Origin of the sequence: Chitinophaga sancti (assembly GCF_034087045.1) — a bacterium.
Classification (GTDB): Bacteria; Bacteroidota; Bacteroidia; order Chitinophagales; family Chitinophagaceae; genus Chitinophaga; species Chitinophaga sancti_B.
Map to the genome: position 1 here is coordinate 1,057,329 of NZ_CP139247.1, position 19,684 is coordinate 1,077,012.

Annotated in this window: 18 protein-coding genes and 1 tRNA gene; 7 read left to right on the forward strand and 12 right to left on the reverse strand. The window is 44.7% G+C overall.

Annotated features, from left to right (window positions below; translation table 11 throughout):
- The first annotated feature begins 12 nt into the window (after positions 1-12).
- Positions 13-741 (forward strand): hypothetical protein, encoded by a 729-nt coding sequence (locus SIO70_RS04320; RefSeq protein WP_320579745.1) that lies wholly within the window; start codon positions 13-15, stop codon positions 739-741.
- Here SIO70_RS04320 and SIO70_RS04325 read toward each other — a convergent pair.
- Positions 695-1,489, reverse strand: a complete 795-nt coding sequence (locus SIO70_RS04325) for a hypothetical protein (RefSeq protein ID WP_320579747.1) — start codon at positions 1,487-1,489, stop codon at positions 695-697. The two genes, SIO70_RS04320 and SIO70_RS04325, sit on opposite strands and share 47 nt — an antisense overlap.
- 84 nt (positions 1,490-1,573) lie before the next feature.
- Here SIO70_RS04325 and SIO70_RS04330 point away from each other — a divergent pair, with 84 nt between their 5' ends.
- A complete protein-coding gene (locus SIO70_RS04330; RefSeq protein ID WP_320579748.1) occupies positions 1,574-2,263 on the forward strand; it encodes a hypothetical protein in 690 nt (229 codons plus the stop codon).
- Between the two features lie 32 nt (positions 2,264-2,295).
- Here the strand turns inward: SIO70_RS04330 and SIO70_RS04335 are convergent, their stop codons facing one another.
- On the reverse strand, positions 2,296-3,267 hold the full coding sequence (locus tag SIO70_RS04335) for an SDR family NAD(P)-dependent oxidoreductase (protein WP_320579749.1): 972 nt from the start codon (positions 3,265-3,267) through the stop codon (positions 2,296-2,298).
- Between the two features lie 100 nt (positions 3,268-3,367).
- Between SIO70_RS04335 and SIO70_RS04340 the strand changes: the two genes are divergently transcribed.
- Complete coding sequence (locus tag SIO70_RS04340) at positions 3,368-4,276, forward strand: AraC family transcriptional regulator (protein WP_320579750.1); 909 nt, start codon at positions 3,368-3,370, stop codon at positions 4,274-4,276.
- 83 nt (positions 4,277-4,359) lie between these two features.
- On the opposite strand, the gene SIO70_RS04345 is transcribed toward SIO70_RS04340, so the two are convergent.
- The 8 genes from SIO70_RS04345 to hflX all read right to left on the reverse strand — a co-directional run bounded on the left by SIO70_RS04345 (position 4,360) and on the right by hflX (position 10,641).
- On the reverse strand, positions 4,360-5,067 hold the full coding sequence (locus SIO70_RS04345; RefSeq protein ID WP_320579751.1) for a dihydrofolate reductase family protein: 708 nt from the start codon (positions 5,065-5,067) through the stop codon (positions 4,360-4,362).
- A 321-nt stretch (positions 5,068-5,388) separates the two neighbouring features.
- Positions 5,389-6,024 carry a hypothetical protein gene (locus SIO70_RS04350; protein WP_320579752.1) on the reverse strand — a complete coding sequence of 212 codons (636 nt, stop codon included), beginning with the start codon at positions 6,022-6,024 and terminating at the stop codon, positions 5,389-5,391.
- Positions 6,025-6,172: 148 nt separating this feature from the next.
- A complete protein-coding gene (locus tag SIO70_RS04355; protein ID WP_320579754.1) occupies positions 6,173-6,763 on the reverse strand; it encodes a nucleotidyl transferase AbiEii/AbiGii toxin family protein in 591 nt (196 codons plus the stop codon).
- An 8-nt stretch (positions 6,764-6,771) separates the two neighbouring features.
- On the reverse strand, positions 6,772-7,083 hold the full coding sequence (locus SIO70_RS33370; RefSeq protein WP_414017905.1) for a DUF6922 domain-containing protein: 312 nt from the start codon (positions 7,081-7,083) through the stop codon (positions 6,772-6,774).
- Positions 7,084-7,201: 118 nt separating this feature from the next.
- Positions 7,202-7,275: transfer RNA gene (locus SIO70_RS04360), tRNA-Asn, on the reverse strand.
- 66 nt (positions 7,276-7,341) lie between these two features.
- Complete coding sequence (locus SIO70_RS04365) at positions 7,342-8,919, reverse strand: ArnT family glycosyltransferase (protein ID WP_320579755.1); 1,578 nt, start codon at positions 8,917-8,919, stop codon at positions 7,342-7,344.
- A 163-nt stretch (positions 8,920-9,082) separates the two neighbouring features.
- Positions 9,083-9,421, reverse strand: coding sequence for a Rieske (2Fe-2S) protein (locus SIO70_RS04370; RefSeq protein WP_320579756.1), 339 nt, complete (start codon positions 9,419-9,421; stop codon positions 9,083-9,085).
- Positions 9,422-9,426: 5 nt separating this feature from the next.
- On the reverse strand, positions 9,427-10,641 hold the full coding sequence (gene hflX, locus SIO70_RS04375) for a GTPase HflX (RefSeq protein ID WP_235643979.1): 1,215 nt from the start codon (positions 10,639-10,641) through the stop codon (positions 9,427-9,429).
- Positions 10,642-10,703: 62 nt separating this feature from the next.
- On the opposite strand from hflX, the gene SIO70_RS04380 reads away from it, so the two are divergent.
- Both SIO70_RS04380 and SIO70_RS04385 read left to right on the forward strand, forming a co-directional pair.
- Complete coding sequence (locus SIO70_RS04380; protein ID WP_320579757.1) at positions 10,704-12,710, forward strand: S9 family peptidase; 2,007 nt, start codon at positions 10,704-10,706, stop codon at positions 12,708-12,710.
- Between the two features lie 107 nt (positions 12,711-12,817).
- Positions 12,818-13,594 (forward strand): enoyl-CoA hydratase-related protein, encoded by a 777-nt coding sequence (locus SIO70_RS04385; protein WP_320579758.1) that lies wholly within the window; start codon positions 12,818-12,820, stop codon positions 13,592-13,594.
- 57 nt (positions 13,595-13,651) lie between these two features.
- Here SIO70_RS04385 and SIO70_RS04390 read toward each other — a convergent pair whose 3' ends face one another.
- Positions 13,652-14,353, reverse strand: coding sequence for an outer membrane beta-barrel protein (locus tag SIO70_RS04390; protein ID WP_320579759.1), 702 nt, complete (start codon positions 14,351-14,353; stop codon positions 13,652-13,654).
- A 163-nt stretch (positions 14,354-14,516) separates the two neighbouring features.
- Here SIO70_RS04390 and SIO70_RS04395 point away from each other — a divergent pair, with 163 nt between their 5' ends.
- Together SIO70_RS04395 and SIO70_RS04400 are read left to right on the forward strand one after the other, a co-directional pair.
- On the forward strand, positions 14,517-15,257 hold the full coding sequence (locus tag SIO70_RS04395) for a tetratricopeptide repeat protein (protein WP_320579760.1): 741 nt from the start codon (positions 14,517-14,519) through the stop codon (positions 15,255-15,257).
- A gap of 3 nt (positions 15,258-15,260) precedes the next feature.
- A complete protein-coding gene (locus SIO70_RS04400) occupies positions 15,261-15,806 on the forward strand; it encodes a metalloprotease family protein (protein ID WP_320579761.1) in 546 nt (181 codons plus the stop codon).
- Here SIO70_RS04400 and SIO70_RS04405 read toward each other — a convergent pair.
- Positions 15,803-19,546, reverse strand: a complete 3,744-nt coding sequence (locus SIO70_RS04405; protein ID WP_320579762.1) for an SNF2-related protein — start codon at positions 19,544-19,546, stop codon at positions 15,803-15,805. The genes SIO70_RS04400 and SIO70_RS04405 overlap by 4 nt on opposite strands.
- Positions 19,547-19,684: the final 138 nt, after the last annotated feature.

Genomic DNA, 19,684 nt, shown 5'->3' on the forward strand with positions numbered 1-19,684 from the left:
TATCAACAACCTATGCTTCTGAATGTACCTGGCTTTAAGATCAATATAAAGCAATATCAACACCGCACCAAACACCGCCACGACGCCGGCTATTCCGGTAGAATTACAGATAGGGGGCGGATCATTATTCAAAAGAACTGGTATACCACCGTAAGCGTACAAAAGGCATACATTGTAAAATGGAAAAATTGGGGGACAACGCTAGCTAGCGCAGACATCCATTTCAGCTTATATGATAAAAGCCGAAATAAAGTAGACTCCTTTATCCAGGTTTCAGGACAGGTACTTCCAGGCAAGTCGACTGAGGTTCCTTTCCAGCTCCAGTTTGATAAAGTATCCCTTATTGTGGACGCTGTAGAAGTCCATACTCAGGGCACTGAGCCGATCTATACCCGCATAATTAAAGGCGTACCACGTATGTGGAGCTTTAAAATCTGGATAATGGCAGCTGTCATGACCTTTTTTGTTTCCGTGGCATTGACGAAGATTTCTGCGCCTGAATTTCCAGCTTCGATCCTGCCTATTCTGGCTATTACAGCATTCGCGATGGCTTTTATGAACAGAACGCCTATATGGTTCATGTTTATCTATTTAATTCTGGTACCATTTACTGGATATGATAATGATCTGAAAGGACAAATCGTTGTATATGGAGTGGGTTACCTGGTGTTGGTATGGAATAAGAGAGCTAATCTCAGGGATTTTCTGTGTCCGAATGCGACTCCCTGGTCATTGCTGTAAGCGGGATGATCTGCATTTCAGTCAATTTGTTTTTTAATTGAGTAGCGTACCTGTGTGCGAATTCCTCCCGTTCGCTGGCAGGTATGCTTCTATATAGAACCCATCGTTGATCCCAAGCATCATAGCCTTCATCCTCATTTCCAGGGCGCTCCACCACTGTCAGGTAATGTACATAATGCCCTATTTCATGAGGCAAACTCCTGTATAATTGTGTGTTCCGCACATGCTCCGGTGTCAACGCTGCCGTCAGCGACCTGCCATCGTCTACAAAAAGATGTCCATCTTCTTTGAGCCGGTTTATTTCTTTTTGATCATTTAACGCGAGGGATCTGGCCCATTTCAGTGGCTTTGTATAATCGGCAGCTTCCAGAATAATAGCAGGCCCGTAATTCTTTTCAAACTCATATGAATATATCAGCCGTCCCCATACAGGAGATAGTATATTTTCCTTTCTTTTGGGCTGACGGAGTATGATGAATTTCAGACCTTTACAATCTTCAGGAGTAATGTGCTCAATTACTGTTGCAATATCTTCAATAGAACAGGCATGTTGTGAATCAGATCTTGTTTCTTCTACTACAAACAGGAGCTCATTCCCATTGATGGCCACCTCATGTTTCGTATAATTCCCCAGACGTTCATAAAAGCCCTTCAGATCTGGACTACGGGGAATAGTCAGCTTATTAGCCTGACCATGGCCCTGCTTTTTAGTACCGATATTCCTATTTCTTCTTGACGGGTTGAACATAAAACAAGTATACAAAAACAGGACGACAATCATGATACATCACTGATACAAAAAGTTTACTTTTAGGGTCCTAATACCTATGATATGTTTAAGACAAAAGAACCTGAAACTTTTGAGCTGGTAAACATTGATCCGGACGATATTACCTTCTTCATTCCGGAAATTGAAGCTTATTTCAGGATCCATTTTTATGAGGAAGAATTACTCAGGGTATTCACATTCGGTAATCTCTGTGACCTTATTGTCAACAAGTTAGAAGAGAAAGAAACCAATGACTGTACCACCCAACAGGCATTCTACAGAATCCGAAAGGCAATCATGGAGGGGCAACTATATGATCAAAATAAATTGAGTCCCAATACCACGCTGGAAGAATTATTCCCTCTCAAACAAAGATATCAGCTGATCGAAAAATTTGAATTCCATTTAGGCTTTAAAGTACAGCTACTTGAACCAGGAAAAGGGTGGCCATTATTCATAGGTCGATTCGCATTTCTTGTATCCGTCGTTACCATGTTCTGTTCTATACTAGCCGGATTTGCAGGCATTATTCTTTCCATGGCCATCATTGCACTTGCAAAAATGCCGGGCAAAAAACTTGCAATAAAAACAGTGAGAGAACTGGCAGAAAAGATCGCAATGGAGAACTATAATCAAATAAGGCGCACGCCTTCCTCAGTCGATCAGCAAGCAATCGTTATAAAAGTAAAAGACCTCTTCAGGAAACATTTTGACTTAGAAAATTCCGCGCTCACAAGAGACGCAAAGTTTTAATTGAGAGGGAATTTCCCTCCCAATTCTTAAACTTATATCCCCGTCAACTGTGCAGAAAGCTCCCAAAGGCGCTTTGCCTGTCCGTGGTCAATGGCATACAGCTTCACACCAGTCAAAGTCGTCCCCACTAAAATGTCCGCAATATTGCAGTCCTCACAATACACCCCACCAAGCCCTTCCAGCAAAGGCGAAGTGGCAGCCCATACCTGTGTAGCTGCGCCTTGTTCCGGCGTTTTAAAAGTCGGATCTAACGGATTGCCTTCCTGATCAATCCAGCCACTGTTAACCATTTCATCATTGGTTAAAAATCGCTGAAGCGGCGTAAAAATTTTCCCGGGATGAAGCGAAAATGCGCTGATACCAACGTCTTTTCCCAATTCATCTAAGTGAACTGCAAATAATGCATTGGCAGTTTTGGATTGTCCATAAGCCTGCCATTTGTCATACCCTTCATTAAAGTGCAGATCATGCCAGCGGATGGCAGAAATTTGATGACCGGCAGACGAAACGGCAACCACTCTCGCACCACCAATTAACGCAGGCCATAGATGATTAACCAGCGCAAAATGCCCCAGGTGGTTGACAGCGAATTGCGATTCCCAACCATTTCCTATACGATGTTCAGGACAAGCCATGATACCTGCACTGTTGATGACGATATCAATATGCTTTTCGTTGAACAGAACAGTATTTGCAAACGCCCGCACACTATTCAGATCGGCTAAATCCAGGTTGCCTACCTCAATATCTGACAGTCCATTGAAGCCCGACAATCTCTTGGATCCTGATTGGTCATTAAAGGCAGCTTTTGCAGCATGAACATCTCTCGCTCCAACAATGATATGGGCGCCCGCCTCAGACAAGGCTCGGCTTGTAGCTAGACCCAAACCAGAATGGCCACCGGTAATGACAACCGTTTTTCCATGTAAATCCAAACCTGTCAGTACATCACTTGCTGTGGAACTTTTATCATAAGGAGATATAATCGGATGTTGTTGACTCATAGTAAATCGTTATTATTGAACTCTAAATTACCACGACTGAACTAGACGATCCATACACTTCAGTCCAAATTATTTATTCAATCGTCTAAGTTTTTAACTTATGGATGTATTATCAGATGTATTGACCCTCCTTAGACCACAAACCTTTGTATCGGCAGGATTAGATGCGGGTACAGCGTGGGCCATTCAGTTCCCCGGGCATGAAGGGATTAAATTTAATGCAGTATTAAAGGGCAGTTGTTACTTACAGGTGGATGGTGACGAAAATGTATATCACTTAAATGCGGGTGATTGCTTTTTACTTACCAGTGGAAAACCATTCGCGATGGGGTCGGATCTATCAATCCCTAAAATCCACTCAGACACGATATATAAACATGCAAAAGAGGGTATTGCCACATGCAATGGGGGAGGTAGTTTATTCCTGACAGGGGCACGATTTCATTTTAATAATCAATCTGCTAAATTGCTTTTCGGTCAATTGCCGCCAGTCGTGTATGTCCCTGAAAAATATGATCAGGCAGCGGTACTGAGATGGGGAATTGAGCGATTCACGACCGAGTTCCGGTCAGAACGGTTTGGCAGAAAAACCATCCTTGAACACCTCGCACCGATCATGCTGGTGCAGACATTGCGGATATATATGTCTTCTCCTGACGCTAAAAATCAGGGATGGTTTGCGGCCGCTATTCATCCCAACTTAGGGGCGGTCATGCAGGCGATACATAGCAGCCCTCAGGAGAAATGGACAGTGGAAAAGCTGTGTGAGATAGCGTGTATGTCCCGCTCAGGATTTGCCTTGAAATTTAAGCAGATCATTGGTCAGGCGCCATTGGAATATTTAACGAATTGGCGAATGTTCATCGCTGCAGAATCGCTGAAAAACACAGGCCAGGCAATATCCGAAATTGCGTTGGCGGTTGGGTATGAGTCAGAGAGTGCCTTTAGTGCTGCATTTAAGAAAATAATGGGTGTACCTCCGAGGGCTTATAAAGGAATCCGCCATTAATAAGGGATCAGCCATTAAATAACCGGTTCCGTTTTATCTCACGGCCTTTTCTCAATAAGGCAGCATGATAAACAGTGGGTACATCATTGTACCAGTTTCTGATAATAAACAGGATCAATATGATCTCTAACCTCCTCCTTCTTCCATTTCTTCCTCCTTTCCATTTCCTGCTCACTCACCTCATTCGACACAAATGATCCCACCCGCACCTCACCATCCGGCTCATATCTGGCGACAATAACCCCGGTAGTCGAAATCCCTGACTCCGTCATTTTCCATTGCTGCGCAGCCGTGCCGTCTGCAAATAACTTCTTCCCTTTCCCCAAAGTGATTGGGTATATCCATGTATACAACACATCCACCAATTGATTTGCAAACAATGTTTGTGCTAATCCACCACTACCATGCACCAGCAAATTCGGACCATCCTGTTCTTTCAATTTCTTCAATTCATTCACCACATCCTTACTAATCAATGTCGAATGGGCCCACGAAGTATCAATAGGCGTAGTTGCCACCACATACTTATTGATTTGATTGAACCTCTCACCAATCGGATTATCGCTATTATAAGGCCAGTAGGCTGCAAATATTTCGTAAGTTCGCCGCCCCAGCAACAAATCAAATGGCTCTGACATAATTTTGGTTAGCGCATTTTTCGTCAGCTCATCAGAATACCCAAACTGCCATCCTCCCCATTTGAATCCATTTGTAGTATCTTCTTCCGGTCCACCTGGCGCTTGCAGTACACCATCCATCGTCAGAAATGTAGTTACAATTATTTTTCGCATAGCTTGTATTTTTATTACCCTAAAGCTAATGCTCTTTAAAAAAATGAATGGGGTAGGAGTGCGACAATTATACTGGCGGCTTGCGACAATATTTTATCATAATTCTTGAATACTCGCCCCCTTATATATTGATTAATATTGCGGGAAGGGAAGCTGCATCCTATTATCACTTACAGTGATTCCAGCGAATTTGTTGGTAAATAGAAGCAGAAAGATTGTAAGTATGAATGTTATGATGGGAAATTGAAAGGACCCCTGAATGGAGGAGTCAACTAGTATTGCCTTTATTAGCATTTTCAAAAAATCAGCCAATTGATCTGCTTACTTCGCTGAGTTAATTAACTCTTTATAAGTTGTGGGCCAATATTCGTCTAACCAGTAATATCCATTATCCTTTTTTATTTGCGACTCTATTAACGCCCACAACTCAAGAAACTTTTCGGGTTGCATCGCAAATGAACGACTTGCCCCTTCTATAAAATACAAGCATTGGCTATATGACCCATTTTTGTCAGACTCATAAAGTCGCATAAAACCAGGATACAAAACTCTTTTAGACAATTTGAAATACAATTCGAAGCAGGAGGGAGGGTATTCGTCAAAACTAATTTGGTGAAATATAAGATCATATAGCGTATGGGGTAACCAAAGAATATCGTGATCCCTAAATACCTCTTCATTGTCAAATACAACAATAGCTTGCAGTAACATCATCTCAAGAATAATCCCCCATTCTTCTATGTAATCATTACAGAAAAAACATTCACCTCTCAATAATTCAGCCAGGTTAGCCAGGCTTTGATACTCTTTGTTTTCGGCATGTTGTCTGATTATTTGAATCAGGATTTGGCTATTTTGCTTTATAATTTCTTCTGAATATTCAGTTACACCTGGGCTGATGACTTTCCCTTCCCTAAGAAACTGTTTTATCCAGATTTGGTATTTTTGGAAATCCATTGATTGTAGGGATTACAATTCAAGAATATTTCAGACTAAAGTAGAGATATTAATACTCGTTCGCAAATTGTATAAAACAAAAAGGCCTGCTTTTCTTTGCTAAAAGGAGAATCATCTAACCAATTGCTGGATGACTTTAAATTATTTATCAAACTGTAAGTCGTCGAACCTCGTCCTTAATTCCCTCCCAATCCTTTTCCTTATAACAGATAGGATCAGGCATCTGATCTGCAACTGTAAAATCAGAAAGCCCCTTAAGCACATCTTCAATCTCAAACCATGGATACTTTTTCTTATAAACGTCTAATAAATCGGGAAATCTATACGTTTCAAGAATCTCCGACAGATCCCAGAAATCCTTCTTACGACCACCTCTTGAAATCGTATCCAGCTTCATTGCTGCAATATCTTCCATAGCAGCCAATCTAATTCCCTCTTCTTCTATAGGAGCAAACAAAAATGGTGCATCCCAATACAGAATATCTGTCTTAATAGCGGTTTCTTCATCACTTCCAATAAACAGATTAAATCCACGGTTATTAACCAACCCAATAAACGGACTAGTCTCCTCTACATATTGAAAGTTAAATTTTAGTATCTCTAATATATGATCAAACGGAATCTCTCCATAAGGGCCATCACAAAACAGATCTATGTCCACAGACTCTCTGTGTCCTCTTAACAAACTAAGAGCTGTTCCCCCAACCAATCTAAAATCAGATAGTTCAGGTAAGCTCATTAACCGACTTAAAACATTGAATAGTTCTTCGCTCGTTGTATTCCGGTAGAGCATTTATAATCACTATTGTGAAGGTGGAAAAGTCTGCGTGAAATAACTTGTGCCCGTGGCAAAAGGCTTTGAGAATTAGTAAGAATTGCTTGTACTTTATCCCTGCCATAATAGCGAATAACTTCCCGTATATCATTTGAGGTTCCCCGTTCCATTGCTCTGACAACAGTAAATTCTGGATAACGATCAAAGTCTAATCGCTTCAGATCCACATCCCAGAAAGCTCTTCGGGATAATACTGGTTTCGCTATGTCAGGATTCGTTTGCACTATTCAAATATACTAAAAGTGAGGCAATATTGTATGATTGTATATGTACGATCATACAACATCAGGCACATACCAAAAACAAAAAAGGCCTGCATCACTGCAAGCCTATTCTTCTTCGCTCCCCCTTCAGGACTTGAACCTGAGACCCTCTGATTAACAGTCAGATGCTCTAACCAACTGAGCTAAGGAGGAGTGTTTTCCCCGTTTCGGGATTGCAAAGATAGGAATTTTTTTATTCCTCCAAAATATTTTTTAAAATTATTTTACCAAAACCAACAAACGCTCTCCCACAGCCCCTTTCCGCGTTGAAAAATTCACAAACTCCCCATCCAGCTTCGTCACCGGAAAATGCGAAAATGACTTCACTACTTCACACACATGCCCCTGCACCTTTAACGAATCTACCTGGTCCCTCGTCGTATACACCAACACCGGCGGCTGCAACAACGTATCCGACCTTAACACCGGCGCATCCAGATAAAAATTAAACGCATAAGAATTCGCCTTATACAACAACACCGCCCCTCCACGCAAATGCTCATTCGCATAAAAGGCCGCCGAACTCCCACTCTGATACCCCAACACATCCGGATAAAACATCCCATTCAAAAACAAATTCAATATCACCGACATCAAACACGTCCTGAAAAATACCTTCTCCACCTTCACTATAAAAAACACCACTACCACTGCCGCTATCAACCCTACAAAAACCCAATTAATCTGAGGCCGATATAAAGCCCATAATCCCACTATCGCTACCGCCATTATACTAATAATCACCTTTTGCGTAATCACGAAAAATTTCGGCTTATTTAGCGAAAGTATATACTGCGCCGTGAGTATCGCGAAAAACGGAAAAATGATATTCAGATAATGCGGCAACTGAAACTTCGACAAACTAAACAATACAAACGTTGACAACGCCCCGCTGATACAATAAAACTCCACTGCTACCTTCCGCTTCCTGATAAACTGTATCACCGCCGCATACAACATTACCGACCACGGCAAAAACGCCCACAACACCGTATGAAAAAAGAACGAAGGATCACCCGAACCTTTAATAGGCCCCGTATTCATAAACCGTCCAAACTGACTATCCCAAAAGAAGAACCGAATACCAGACACCCCTGTTCGCCCAAACACCACCTTCTCCGGATGTGCATCAAACTGTGTATACAACGCATCCAACTCCGGCGTAATAAACACCAATACCAACACCCCCACTATCAACCACCGGTAATGAAACAACTCTTTCCACTGCTTCGTAAATATATACTGTCCAGCTATCGCACACCCCACCGGCACTAACGCAAACGGGCCCTTGGTCATCACCGCACATGCTGTAAACAATGCCCCCAGCAACAACCGGCGCTTATATAAAAAGTAAACAGCACCTATGATCAAACCAGTCAGATATGGCTCCGCCCGTACATCCGTACTGGATATTACCAGGTGCTCCGCCGTCAGTAATATACATACCGACCACCGCGCCACCTTCTCCCCATAAAGATCAAAGGCAAAACGATACGTAAAGTACACCCCCATCATCAAAAAGAGGAAGGCTGGCAACTTGTAAGCAAATGTGTTAATCCCGAAAATCTGGTAGCTAAAAGCCATCATCCAGAAAGGAAAGTGAGGTTTGTCCAGCCACTCCTGACCATCCGCAAATAAATTCAGATAATCATGATGCTGCACCATATACTTCGCTATACCAGCATACAATGCACCATCGGGCTCCATAATTGTAACAGACAATCCTGTCATATGCATGAAGATAAGCAGGCCAATGATCCACCAGCTTATCTTCTTCTCAGAGAAGTTATCAGACATGCGCAAATATTACATCGCTGAAGCTAAATAGCAAGGTCTTTAATAGAAATTTAACACGGCTACCAAACACAATCGGGCTTTCAACCGCTGCCACCAAACAAATAGAACTCTCTACAGCCCAAATAAATCCAACCTTCCACCTCTATCCCAAAAACCACCCCTTCTACCATCCAAACAACCCCGACTTCTCCATCCCCAAATACCACCCATCCTCCCGCTTTTCAATCGGATATGTCTTCAAAAAATACCCTTCCCCACTGGTATTCCGCCCATTCTTCACACTAAACCGATACCTGTGCAGCGGACATACCACATTCCCATCCTCATCGACCCAGCCATCCGCCATCACCCCACTGGCATGCGGACACTTATACGCAAACGCATACAAAGCCCCTTCATACCTGGTAAAAGAAATCTTTTTCCCCTCTACCTCCAGTATGGTCAGGTCCTTCTCGCCAATCCCCGGATCGGCAAAACGATGCCATGTATACGTCTTCGCCATAAAGATTAATAAAAGAATTCTGTTTTATAAGGATAACGCTCCCTATACAGCTGTGCCACCTTATCCATGATCGTCTTTCGCAACTCATCGATGTTCTGACGTTCCAACGCAGAAATGAACACACAATTCCCCTGTGTCCTGGTTTCCCAATCGCTTTTCAACTGTGCAAGTATATCCTGCTTCACATCATCCGCCAGCCACTTGTCGAAAGTATTCTTCTCGTACAGATCCATCTTATTAAAGATCATGATGGTCGGCTTGTCAAACGCTTTCAGCTCCTGCAGGGTGCGGTTCACCACCTCTACCTGATCCTCATACTGTGGGTGGGAAATGTCTACTACATGCAACAAGATATCGCTTTCCCTTACCTCATCCAAGGTAGACTTAAAACTCTCTACCAGGTGGTGGGGCAGTTTACGGATAAAACCTACCGTATCACTCAGCAGGAAAGGCGTCTGTTCAAACACTACCTTACGGGTAGTCGTATCCAGCGTAGCAAACAGCTTATTTTCTGCAAATACCTCACTCTTAGCCAGCGTGTTCATTATGGTGCTCTTACCTACGTTGGTATATCCCACCAGTGCCACCCGAATAAATTCTCCACGGTCCTTACGTTGTGTAAGTGATTGTTTATCAATCTCCAATAACCTTTTCCTCAACAGAGAGATCTTATCCTTTACTATACGACGGTCCGTTTCAATTTCCGTTTCACCCGGACCACGGCTACCAATACCACCTCCCTGTCTTTCCAGGTGACTCCACATACCTCTCAGTCTTGGCAGTATGTACTGGTACTGAGCCAGTTCTACCTGCACCTTGGCCTGTGCGGTACGAGCCCTGCGGGCGAAGATATCCAGGATCAGGTCACTTCGGTCAATCACCTTAATTTTCAATACATCCTGTATATTAGATATCTGGGAACCAGTCAGTTCATCATCAAAGATGACCAGGTTGATATTTCTCCCCTGTACAAAGTCTCTTATTTCTTCCAGCTTTCCCTTCCCTACGAAAGTTGCTCTGTCAGGATGTTGCAGTTTTTGGGTAAACCTTTTTACAGTCGTAGCGCCGGCCGTCTCTGCCAGGAACACCAGCTCATCCAGGTACTCCTGTACCTGACGCTCGTTTTGCTGCTCCTTATGTATCAACCCCACGATTACCACCCGCTCTTCCTGCTCAACAATTTGTTTTTTCTCAATCAATGTCTGTAATAATTTTAGCAAAGGTAAGAAAAGGCATCAGACTAACATTTTTCCTACTTTTAGCGTCCAAACAAAATCTGAACATGCATAAACCTCTTTTGTTAACATCACTATTCATCACAACTATGGCAATGGCCCAGGAGAAAATGACACCTGAACGGCTCTGGCAACTGGGCAGAGTGAGCGGGGAATCGGTTACAACAGATGGAAAGTCTGTAATTTTTAGCGTGTCTAACTATAATATCGCTGAAAACAAAAGTGAAAAGAACCTCTGGTCCATCCCTGTGACCGGTGGCGCTGCCAAACAGCTCACCGCCTCCCCCGGAGGCGAAGGAGACGTAAGTACCCTGCCTGGCAACAAAATCGGCTACTCCCTCAAAGGACAATGGTGGGAAATGAACGCCGATGGCAGTGGCGCTACCCAAAAAACACAGGGAGAGGACGCACTGTCCAACATCCGCATCTCTCCCGATGGCAAATACATCCTCTTTTCTAAAGAAGTAAAACTCCAGAAAGTAAGCGGTGCTGACCACTATCCTGACCTGCCAAAATCCAATGTGCAGATCTACGATAACCTGAACTACCGCCACTGGGATACCTGGGAAGACGGCAACTTCCAGCACGTTTTCTACGCCACTTACGATGATGGCAAAATCGGTACCCCTGTCGATATCATGCCGAACGAACCCTACGATTGTCCGACCATGCCATTCGGTGGTGCAGAAGATATGATCTGGAGCCCTGACAGCAAAAGCATCATTTATGTCACTAAAAAGAAGGTAGGCAAGGAATATGCCCTCAGCACCAACACCGACATTTACGAATACAACCTCGCTGACAAAACCACTAAAAACCTCTCTGAAGCTAATAAAGGGTACGATGTGAGCCCGGCTTTCAGCCCTGACGGCAAATCCCTCGCATGGCTCTCTATGGCCCACGATGGTTACGAATCCGACAAAAACGACATCACTATCCTGGATCGCAGCACCGGCACCAAAACCAATCTGACCAAAGACTGGGACAACACCGTCGCTTCTTTCCACTGGAGCAAAGATGGCAAACAACTCTTCTTCCTCGCAGTGATCAAAGGCACTGAACAGCTGCACGAACTCACCCTGGCTTCAAAAGCGATCCGCCAGGTTACCACTGGCGACTTCGACATCTCCGACATCGTAGGTCAGGCTGGCAATACCCTGGTAGTAGCCCGCACAGATATGAACCATGCCGCAGAACTCTTTACCGTAGCCCTGCCAAAAGGTACCATCTCTCCGCTCACCACCGTGAACAAAGCCATCTATGACAACACTGCCATGTGTAAAATAGAAAAACGCTGGACCAAAACTACCGATGGCAAGGATATGCTGAGCTGGGTGATCTATCCGCCTAACTTCGATCCAAACAAGAAATATCCAACCCTGCTGTATTGCCAGGGTGGCCCCCAGTCGGCTGTATCACAATTCTATTCTTTCCGCTGGAACTTTCAGCTCATGGCATCTCAAGGCTATATCATCGTGGCACCTAACCGCCGTGGTATGCCAGGTCATGGTGTGGAATGGAATGCAAGCATCAGTAAAGACTGGGGTGGTCAGCCCATCCGCGACTACCTGAGCGCCATCGACGATGTAAGCAAAGAAGCATATGTAGACAAGAACCGACTGGGCGCCGTAGGCGCCAGCTATGGTGGTTACTCTGTATACATGCTGGCGGGTGTTCACGAAAACCGCTTCAAAACCTTTATCGCCCATGATGGTCTCTTTGATCTGAAAAGCTGGTATGGCACTACCGAAGAACTGTTCTTCGCCAACTGGGATATCGGCGCTTACTTCGATCCTGCAAATACCAATGCTTACAAGCAATTCAACCCAAGTGAATACGCGAATAAGTGGAATACACCTATCCTTATTATCCAGGGTGGGGTTGACTTCCGCGTACCGATCGAACAGGGTTTACAGGCCTTCCAGCTCGCACAGCTGAAAGGGATTAAGAGCAAACTGCTCTATTTCCCCGAAGAAAACCACTGGGTGCTAAAAGCACAAAATGCCATGGTATGGCAACGTGAATTCTTCAAATGGCTCACTGAAACTTTATAAATACCAAAGAGCGTGTATCAAACATAAGATACACGCTCTTTTAATTCGGATACCTGATAAAGTTTATGTGATTCTATTGATCTTTTTAAAGCCCAAACTTACCCCCAATGAACACCATCAATCTCCACGTGCAAGACAATATTGCAACCATCACGCTCAATCGCCCCGATGTTTACAACGCATTTAATGATGAACAAAGCTATGAGCTGCAGGACGCCCTGAAGCAGGTAGAAAAAGATCCGCAGGTAAGAGCCGTGGTCCTTACCGGTGCCGGCAAAGCATTTTGCAGCGGACAGGACCTGAAGGCCGCCATGGAAGCCGGCGATCGTAAGCTGAGTGAATCTCTGCATAAGCGGTACAACCCTATCATCCGGGCCATCCGCAATATGCCCAAGCCCGTTATCTGCAAATTGAATGGCGTAGCCGCCGGCGCAGGATGCTCGCTGGCACTGGCCTGCGACCTGATCATTGCCAGTGAATCGGCCTCTATGATTGAAATCTTTATCAATATCGCCCTGGTGCTGGATTCCGGATCATCTTATTTCCTGCCCCGTACTGTTGGCTACCACAGAGCGTTCGAGCTGGCCACCAAAGCCACAAAACTCTTAGCCACCGAAGCCTTGGAACTGGGACTGGTCAATAAAGTAGTAAAAGGAGAGGAACTGGATCAGGCTGTTGAGGCAGAAGCATTGTTTTATGCCAATGCACCTACCAAAGCCATTGCACTATTAAAGAAAATGCTGACCAAAGGAATGACTGAAGACCTGGATACCGTATTGGATTACGAAGCATACTGCCAGGAAATCGCCGGTAAAACTACCGACAATAAAGAGGGAATCAGGGCATTCATCGAGAAAAGAAAACCTGTCTTCACAGGTAATTAAATAAGTAGCGGTCTGACCTAAGGTCAGACCGCTACAAAATATGTTATCATTATACGACTAGAGGCCGCTCAAGCTGATACCAAAGGAATAAGCGTTTACTGAATATGAGCTGTTATCTTTAAACATTCCATTCAGCGCATAAGTACCAAATATAGCAAAGTTGCCATAACCTACTCTTGCTGTACCTACCAAACGGAAGGTATTAAACCAGTATGTACTGCCTTCTTTTTCAATAACTTTAAACCCACTGCTGCTACCAACTGTACGGGTATGGGCATTCAGCAGGTAACCCGCTTTCAGACCAATCGCACCCTTGAAACCTTTGTTAGCATTGTCTGGTACCTGACGGAAACGCAGTTCCAAAGGGATCTCCAGGTAAGTAGTACTCAATTTTGATTTCTTATACGCATCTGTAGAGGTTTTGGACGGAACACTCGTATTCGTGATGTCCAGCGTCATGCCGTTAAAAATATAGTTGTCAGACCCTATTCCTAAACCCGGCGCAATGCTCATATTACTTCCTGGCAGCTGAATGTCGTACATCAGGGCAACATTAATCGTCCGGTTAAACTTGGTATCGAGGTTACCAGCACCTGTACCAGTCAGGCCAACATACCCCAATTCGATCACCAGGAAATCCTTGGAATGCTTATTGCCCGTCTTTGCTTTTGTCGAAACGATAGTGCTAGGCGTGTTATCCTGGGCAAAAATTCCGAAAGAAACGCCCAGTAAACCAAGCGTAAAGAATATTTTCTTCATGTTTAAGTATAAAGTCTTGAAAAAGAATATTAGGCAAATTTAATGGAATAGGAATAAAACAAAGGGTTAAAATATTCCCAAAATCCCCTTCCGGCTCAGACCTCCCTTTTTGTAAAATGAATTTTAATCTATAACTTTTGCCGTTTAATCTGTTTTAATACCTATGATCGAGAATGCCCCCAACGAACAGGAGGAACAGGAATGCCCTGATGCCTGCTTTCAATGTAATAGCCCGGATTATGAACCCGGCTATACCGTCAGGTTATGTAAAACATGCCGAAAACGATTTAGCCGCTACCCGTTAAAGAAAAATATCTTGCTGGGAGCCATCGGGTTAGGCATCCTCTTCGCCTTTTCTCTATACAGGTTCCAGGATCACTTTAAGGCCGCTATCTCTTACGAGAAAGGAATCACTTATGCTGATAACCGGGATTTTGTGTCTGCCGAAAATGAATTTCAATCCATACTTAAGAACTACCCACAGAACGATGCTTCCAAAGTGCATCTGCTCACTGCTTATTTTTACAATAATAAATTGGGAGCGGCTGATTCGATAAGAAATGAATTAGAAAAAAATCCATCTCTCAGGTATAAAGAGGACCTGACAGAAGAAGTAGCCACTTTCAAAGACCTGTGGGATAAAACCCAGGCTCAAAACCCGGACATGGTCATTGCCGGGGAATACCTCGACATAAACCGTCTGCCAGAAGCAGATAGTTTATTAAGAAAACTCGTTCATGCTAATCCTACCAACTGGACCGCATCTCTGCTCCTCTCTAAATGTCTGAGACAGGAACAAAAATACACAGAAGCGCTATCCATATGTGATCGCATGCTATCCTATAATCATCAACTTCCAGCTGCGCTCGCAGAAAAAGCGATCCTGCTGAAAACAGCAAAATAACATATGATCTTTGTACCCGGTATTTATATCATGCTCATCACCTTCCCAGGTGTAGTAGTTCATGAATTCGCGCACCAGTTATTCTGCCGGATCTTCGGCGTTGCAATATTTGAAGTAAAATATTTCCAGATGGCTAACCCCGCCGGCTATGTAAAACATGAACCGGTACGTAATCCTATTCACCAGCTGTTCATCTGCATCGGACCATTTATTATCAATACCCTACTGGGACTGGCTATCGCCTTTCCTGCAGCTGTACCCGTATTTATTCTTGGTGAAGGGAACTTCCTGGATTTTGTCATGCTGTACTTTGGGTTCTCTATCGCTATGCATGCCTTTCCCAGCACCACAGATGCCAAAGTGCTGTGGGACACCATCTGGCATGGAGAAAATATCCCCTTATGGCTCAAAATCCTCACCGTTCCCATCGTAGCGCTTATCTACCTGGGTGCAGCAGGATCTATGTTCATGCTGAATTTACTGTATGGAATGGGAATCGCGTTTGGCTTACCTGTGCTGATTATGAAATTCCTGGCTAATTATTACTAACTGAAGAGGTACAATACATCTTCCTTCGTCAGCTTCTTGATAAAGCCGCTATCGTCAGCAATGATTTCCTTTACCAGTGATTTCTTACGCTCCTGCAGCTGAAGGATTTTTTCCTCTACGGTATCCTTACAGATCATGCGGTAGGCAAAGATGTTTTTCGTTTGCCCAATACGGTGCGTACGGTCTATTGCCTGTTGCTCTACAGCCGGGTTCCACCATGGGTCTACTATATATACATAGTCTGCCGCTGTGAGGTTCAGACCCACACCACCCGCTTTGAGGGAGATGAGGAATACACGGCATTCTTCATTGTTCTGGAAATTCTGGATCGCCCTTTCACGCTCGCTGGTACTGGTGCTACCATCAAAATACTCAAACTGTACTTTCATGTGCTGCAGCTTTTCCCTGATCAGGCCCAGCATTCCGAGGAACTGGGAGAAGATCAGCACCTTGTGGTTACTGATGTTCTCTGACATTTCGCGGGTCAGCTCATGTAGCTTCACGGAGTGATTTGGATACTGCTCTGTCTCATTGAGGATAGCAGGGGAGTCACAGATCTGGCGCAGTTTCATCAGACCTTGCAGAATGGTAAGCTGTGAACGCTCCATACCCTGATCTTCTATTACCCCCAGGATCTTGCTACGATAAGAGTTGCGGTATGCATCATAAATATGCCTTTGCTCCGCATCCATTTCACAGAAGATCACGGTCTCAATCTTCTCAGGCAGATCCTTTGCTACCTGCTCCTTAGTACGGCGCAATATGAAAGGATAGATCAGTTTACGCAGGTGATCCTTGCGCTCTTCGTCCTGGAACTTGTCAATCGGTGTGGCAAATTCATTGCGGAAGAAGTCTACACTACCCAGCATTCCCGGGTTCAGGAAGTTCATCTGGGCATATATATCAAATGTGTTGTTCTGCATCGGGGTACCACTCAGCGCCAGCTTGTTGCGGGTATTGAGCAGTTGTGCAGCCTTGGTCACCTTACTTTGCGGGTTCTTGATAGCCTGCGATTCATCCAGTACTACATAGTCCAGCGCCAGTTTCATCAGCAATGTAATGTCACTGCGCAGGGTACCATAGGTGGTGATCAGGATATCGAATTTTTGTAACGTTTCTGCATCCTTCAGCCGGGCAGGGCCATGATGTATATGATATTTCATGGAAGGGGTAAACTTCCTGATTTCATTTTCCCAGTTATAGATCAGCGTAGTAGGACATACTACCAGCGCCATGCACTTATCGTCGTTTTTGTTCTTGTAGTGCTGTATAAAGGTCAGCGCCTGAATGGTCTTACCAAGACCCATGTCATCTGCCAGAATACCGCCCCACTTCACTTCGTCGAGGTAGTTCAGCCACTGGAACCCGCTCTCCTGGTATGGACGGAGGGTCGCATGGAGGTTGTGAGGCAGGTCGATGTTGCGGATCTCGTCGAACTGCAACAGCTTTCTACGCTTGGATTCCAACTCCATCAGGATCGCTTCGTCATCAATAAACTCATAGAGTTCATCAATCACGCTGAAGTTGTACTTGCTCAGTTTCAGCGCACCCTTATCTTTTTCTTCCCCGATCTTGAAGAGCAGGGAATATTTCTTCAGCCATTCTTCCGGCAGCAGCCCCAGAGAGCCATCTGCCAGTTGTACATAGTTCTGTTTGTTGTTCAGCGCGTGCTTGATATCACGGATGCTTACTTTCTGATCACCATACAATACTTCGATCTGGGCATCGAACCAGTCGATGCCAGAGCTGATCTGTAAGTTGGTAACCGGTTTGTAGGCACTGAATTTAAAGTTCTTCAGGTTCTCAAACCCAAACACACGTACATTCATTTCCTTCAGGGCATCGAAGAAGAGGAAGAACCAGTTGTTCTTCAGCGCTTCTTTTGCTCTCAGGAAGAAATAGTTGTTATTGGTAGGTGAGGAGAAGCTGGTATGCAGGGCAGACAGCTTTTCTACGAACTGCTGCTCCGCCTCTTTATTCCGGTGAATGATCAGCACCTTGTTCCCTTCCTGCACGGTGATTTTCGAATCATCATTCCACTCCACTTCCTGCCCATGATAGGCGAAGCCCGGCTGGATAATGAACGTTTCCCCCACTTCACGCAGGAATACCCTGGCCTCAGGCACCACATCATCTACTTCTGCCAGCAGGGTATGATCAAATTGTATATTATACTGTTTGCTCAGTGGCAACAGGTAATCTTTCAGATAAGTACCCCATTCACCAGCCGGAATGCGCAGGCGGCCCTGTTCGCGGAACAGTTCTACGTGCAGTGCATCCTGTGGATTTTCGAACAGGTACAATACGCCATTTTTCAGAAACAGGATCGGGCTGTCCCATTCATTGTCCGATACACTCATCAATTCCCCCTGTATAGATACATGGCAGGTGATCTCGATGGCATCCTTGCCTGCATGTGTCTTGAAGATGGGTTGCACCCTTTCCCCCGCCAGCTGTACGATCTGAAGGTTCCTGGTTTTAAATGGCTGACGGTTGGGCAACAGGAACAATAAGCCATGGGCTGCTATCTGCGGAAACAATTTGGCAAGCTTGGGATGCAGGTATTCCAGCATCAGCTCTTTGGTTTCCGTAGGCAGGGCCGACTCGTTATTGTCGTGGGTGATGTTTTCCCATATGCCCGCAAAAGGGGAATTCTTGCTCAGGAACTTGCTCACTTCCGTACCCTGCACCTTACGGATAGGGGTGATGAGGTCGCGATCAGGTTCTTTATATTGGTAAAAATCAACGTACTTGGTCAGGTCCAGCCTATTCACCAGCGATACAAACGCATCTCCCTCATCGTTCACTTCTCCGCTCACCAGGTCAATCCTGAAGAAAGGGTACAACGACTCGTTGGCATTGAATACAATACCCAGTCTGTGAGTGATCACAGCCGCCGTTTCAGTAGGAGGGGGCGGTGCTGGCTGACGGCCGGCATTCAGTCCATCTACTCTTTTGATACTCGGATCCAATACCCGCAGGAACGGTTTTCCTTCCATATAAGAGAAGGTGAATTTACCATCCAGGTCATCACTGAGAGAGTAACCATATAGTGCAAGCAGTTTGTTTTTCTCCTTATCCCAGTTACGCAGACTATCAAAGTAGTAAGGCCCCTGTGTGTTCAGCAGGTTCAGGAACAGGGCGGTTTTATGCTTACAGATCGCATGTTCCGACTCATCGCAGGTACAACTGGTATCAAAAAAACGCTCCTCGTTCCGCTGCAGAATAACAGGGTATTCGGTACCGTTGTCTTTCACAATCGCCTCTACTTTCTCATCTTTTGCTGACTGAACTTTGATGGCTTTGCTCTGTTTGGCCAGTTTTTCCGCTTCCATGAACAGGTCATTGGAGGTGAGGAGCTTCAGGGCCTTTATATCAATCGACTTAATTTTTACCAGCGTATGCTGCTGGCTATATGAAGTTCCAAAACTTTCAAACTGGTTCTTGTCCAGCATTTCCTGCAACTGGAACATGGCAGCAGCCTCATGACGGCAAATGTCTCCCAGGTTGTAGGGACATTGACAGCGCACAGACATGTTGCTGGTCTCGTGATATTTATTGATGGAAACGCGGTAGTAGTTAGCATGGGTATCGCTCTTCACCCGAAAGGTGGCCGATTTCAGGATAGGGTCTGCCTCAATCAATTCCACACCACCATTAGCAAATATGCGTTTCCCCCTGCGGATCACCTCATCGGTTCCGTTATTGTACACATATTTGAGCAACTGGGGTAGCGACATAGTATCAGTTTGCCTTATTTTATTCTGACCACTTGCGGGTTAAAAACTAAAATATTTAGCAGATGGCTAGAAGGCAATTCACAAAAGTACACAGAAAAATCGTAAAAAAGATGAGCGGGAGGGACGCAGTGAAGGGTC

Excerpts from the sequence above, each read along its gene's own strand:
- SIO70_RS04320 (WP_320579745.1), top strand. The coding sequence starts at position 13 with ATGCTTCTGAATGTACCTGGCTTTAAGATCAATATAAAGCAATATCAA.
- SIO70_RS04325 (WP_320579747.1), bottom strand. The coding sequence starts at position 1,489 with ATGTTCAACCCGTCAAGAAGAAATAGGAATATCGGTACTAAAAAGCAG.
- SIO70_RS04330 (WP_320579748.1), top strand. The coding sequence starts at position 1,574 with ATGTTTAAGACAAAAGAACCTGAAACTTTTGAGCTGGTAAACATTGAT.
- SIO70_RS04335 (WP_320579749.1), bottom strand. The coding sequence starts at position 3,267 with ATGAGTCAACAACATCCGATTATATCTCCTTATGATAAAAGTTCCACA.
- SIO70_RS04340 (WP_320579750.1), top strand. The coding sequence starts at position 3,368 with ATGGATGTATTATCAGATGTATTGACCCTCCTTAGACCACAAACCTTT.
- SIO70_RS04345 (WP_320579751.1), bottom strand. The coding sequence starts at position 5,067 with ATGCGAAAAATAATTGTAACTACATTTCTGACGATGGATGGTGTACTG.
- SIO70_RS04350 (WP_320579752.1), bottom strand. The coding sequence starts at position 6,024 with ATGGATTTCCAAAAATACCAAATCTGGATAAAACAGTTTCTTAGGGAA.
- SIO70_RS04355 (WP_320579754.1), bottom strand. The coding sequence starts at position 6,763 with ATGAGCTTACCTGAACTATCTGATTTTAGATTGGTTGGGGGAACAGCT.
- SIO70_RS04365 (WP_320579755.1), bottom strand. The coding sequence starts at position 8,919 with ATGTCTGATAACTTCTCTGAGAAGAAGATAAGCTGGTGGATCATTGGC.
- SIO70_RS04370 (WP_320579756.1), bottom strand. The coding sequence starts at position 9,421 with ATGGCGAAGACGTATACATGGCATCGTTTTGCCGATCCGGGGATTGGC.
- SIO70_RS04380 (WP_320579757.1), top strand. The coding sequence starts at position 10,704 with ATGCATAAACCTCTTTTGTTAACATCACTATTCATCACAACTATGGCA.
- SIO70_RS04385 (WP_320579758.1), top strand. The coding sequence starts at position 12,818 with ATGAACACCATCAATCTCCACGTGCAAGACAATATTGCAACCATCACG.
- SIO70_RS04390 (WP_320579759.1), bottom strand. The coding sequence starts at position 14,353 with ATGAAGAAAATATTCTTTACGCTTGGTTTACTGGGCGTTTCTTTCGGA.
- SIO70_RS04395 (WP_320579760.1), top strand. The coding sequence starts at position 14,517 with ATGATCGAGAATGCCCCCAACGAACAGGAGGAACAGGAATGCCCTGAT.
- SIO70_RS04400 (WP_320579761.1), top strand. The coding sequence starts at position 15,261 with ATGATCTTTGTACCCGGTATTTATATCATGCTCATCACCTTCCCAGGT.
- SIO70_RS04405 (WP_320579762.1), bottom strand. The coding sequence starts at position 19,546 with ATGTCGCTACCCCAGTTGCTCAAATATGTGTACAATAACGGAACCGAT.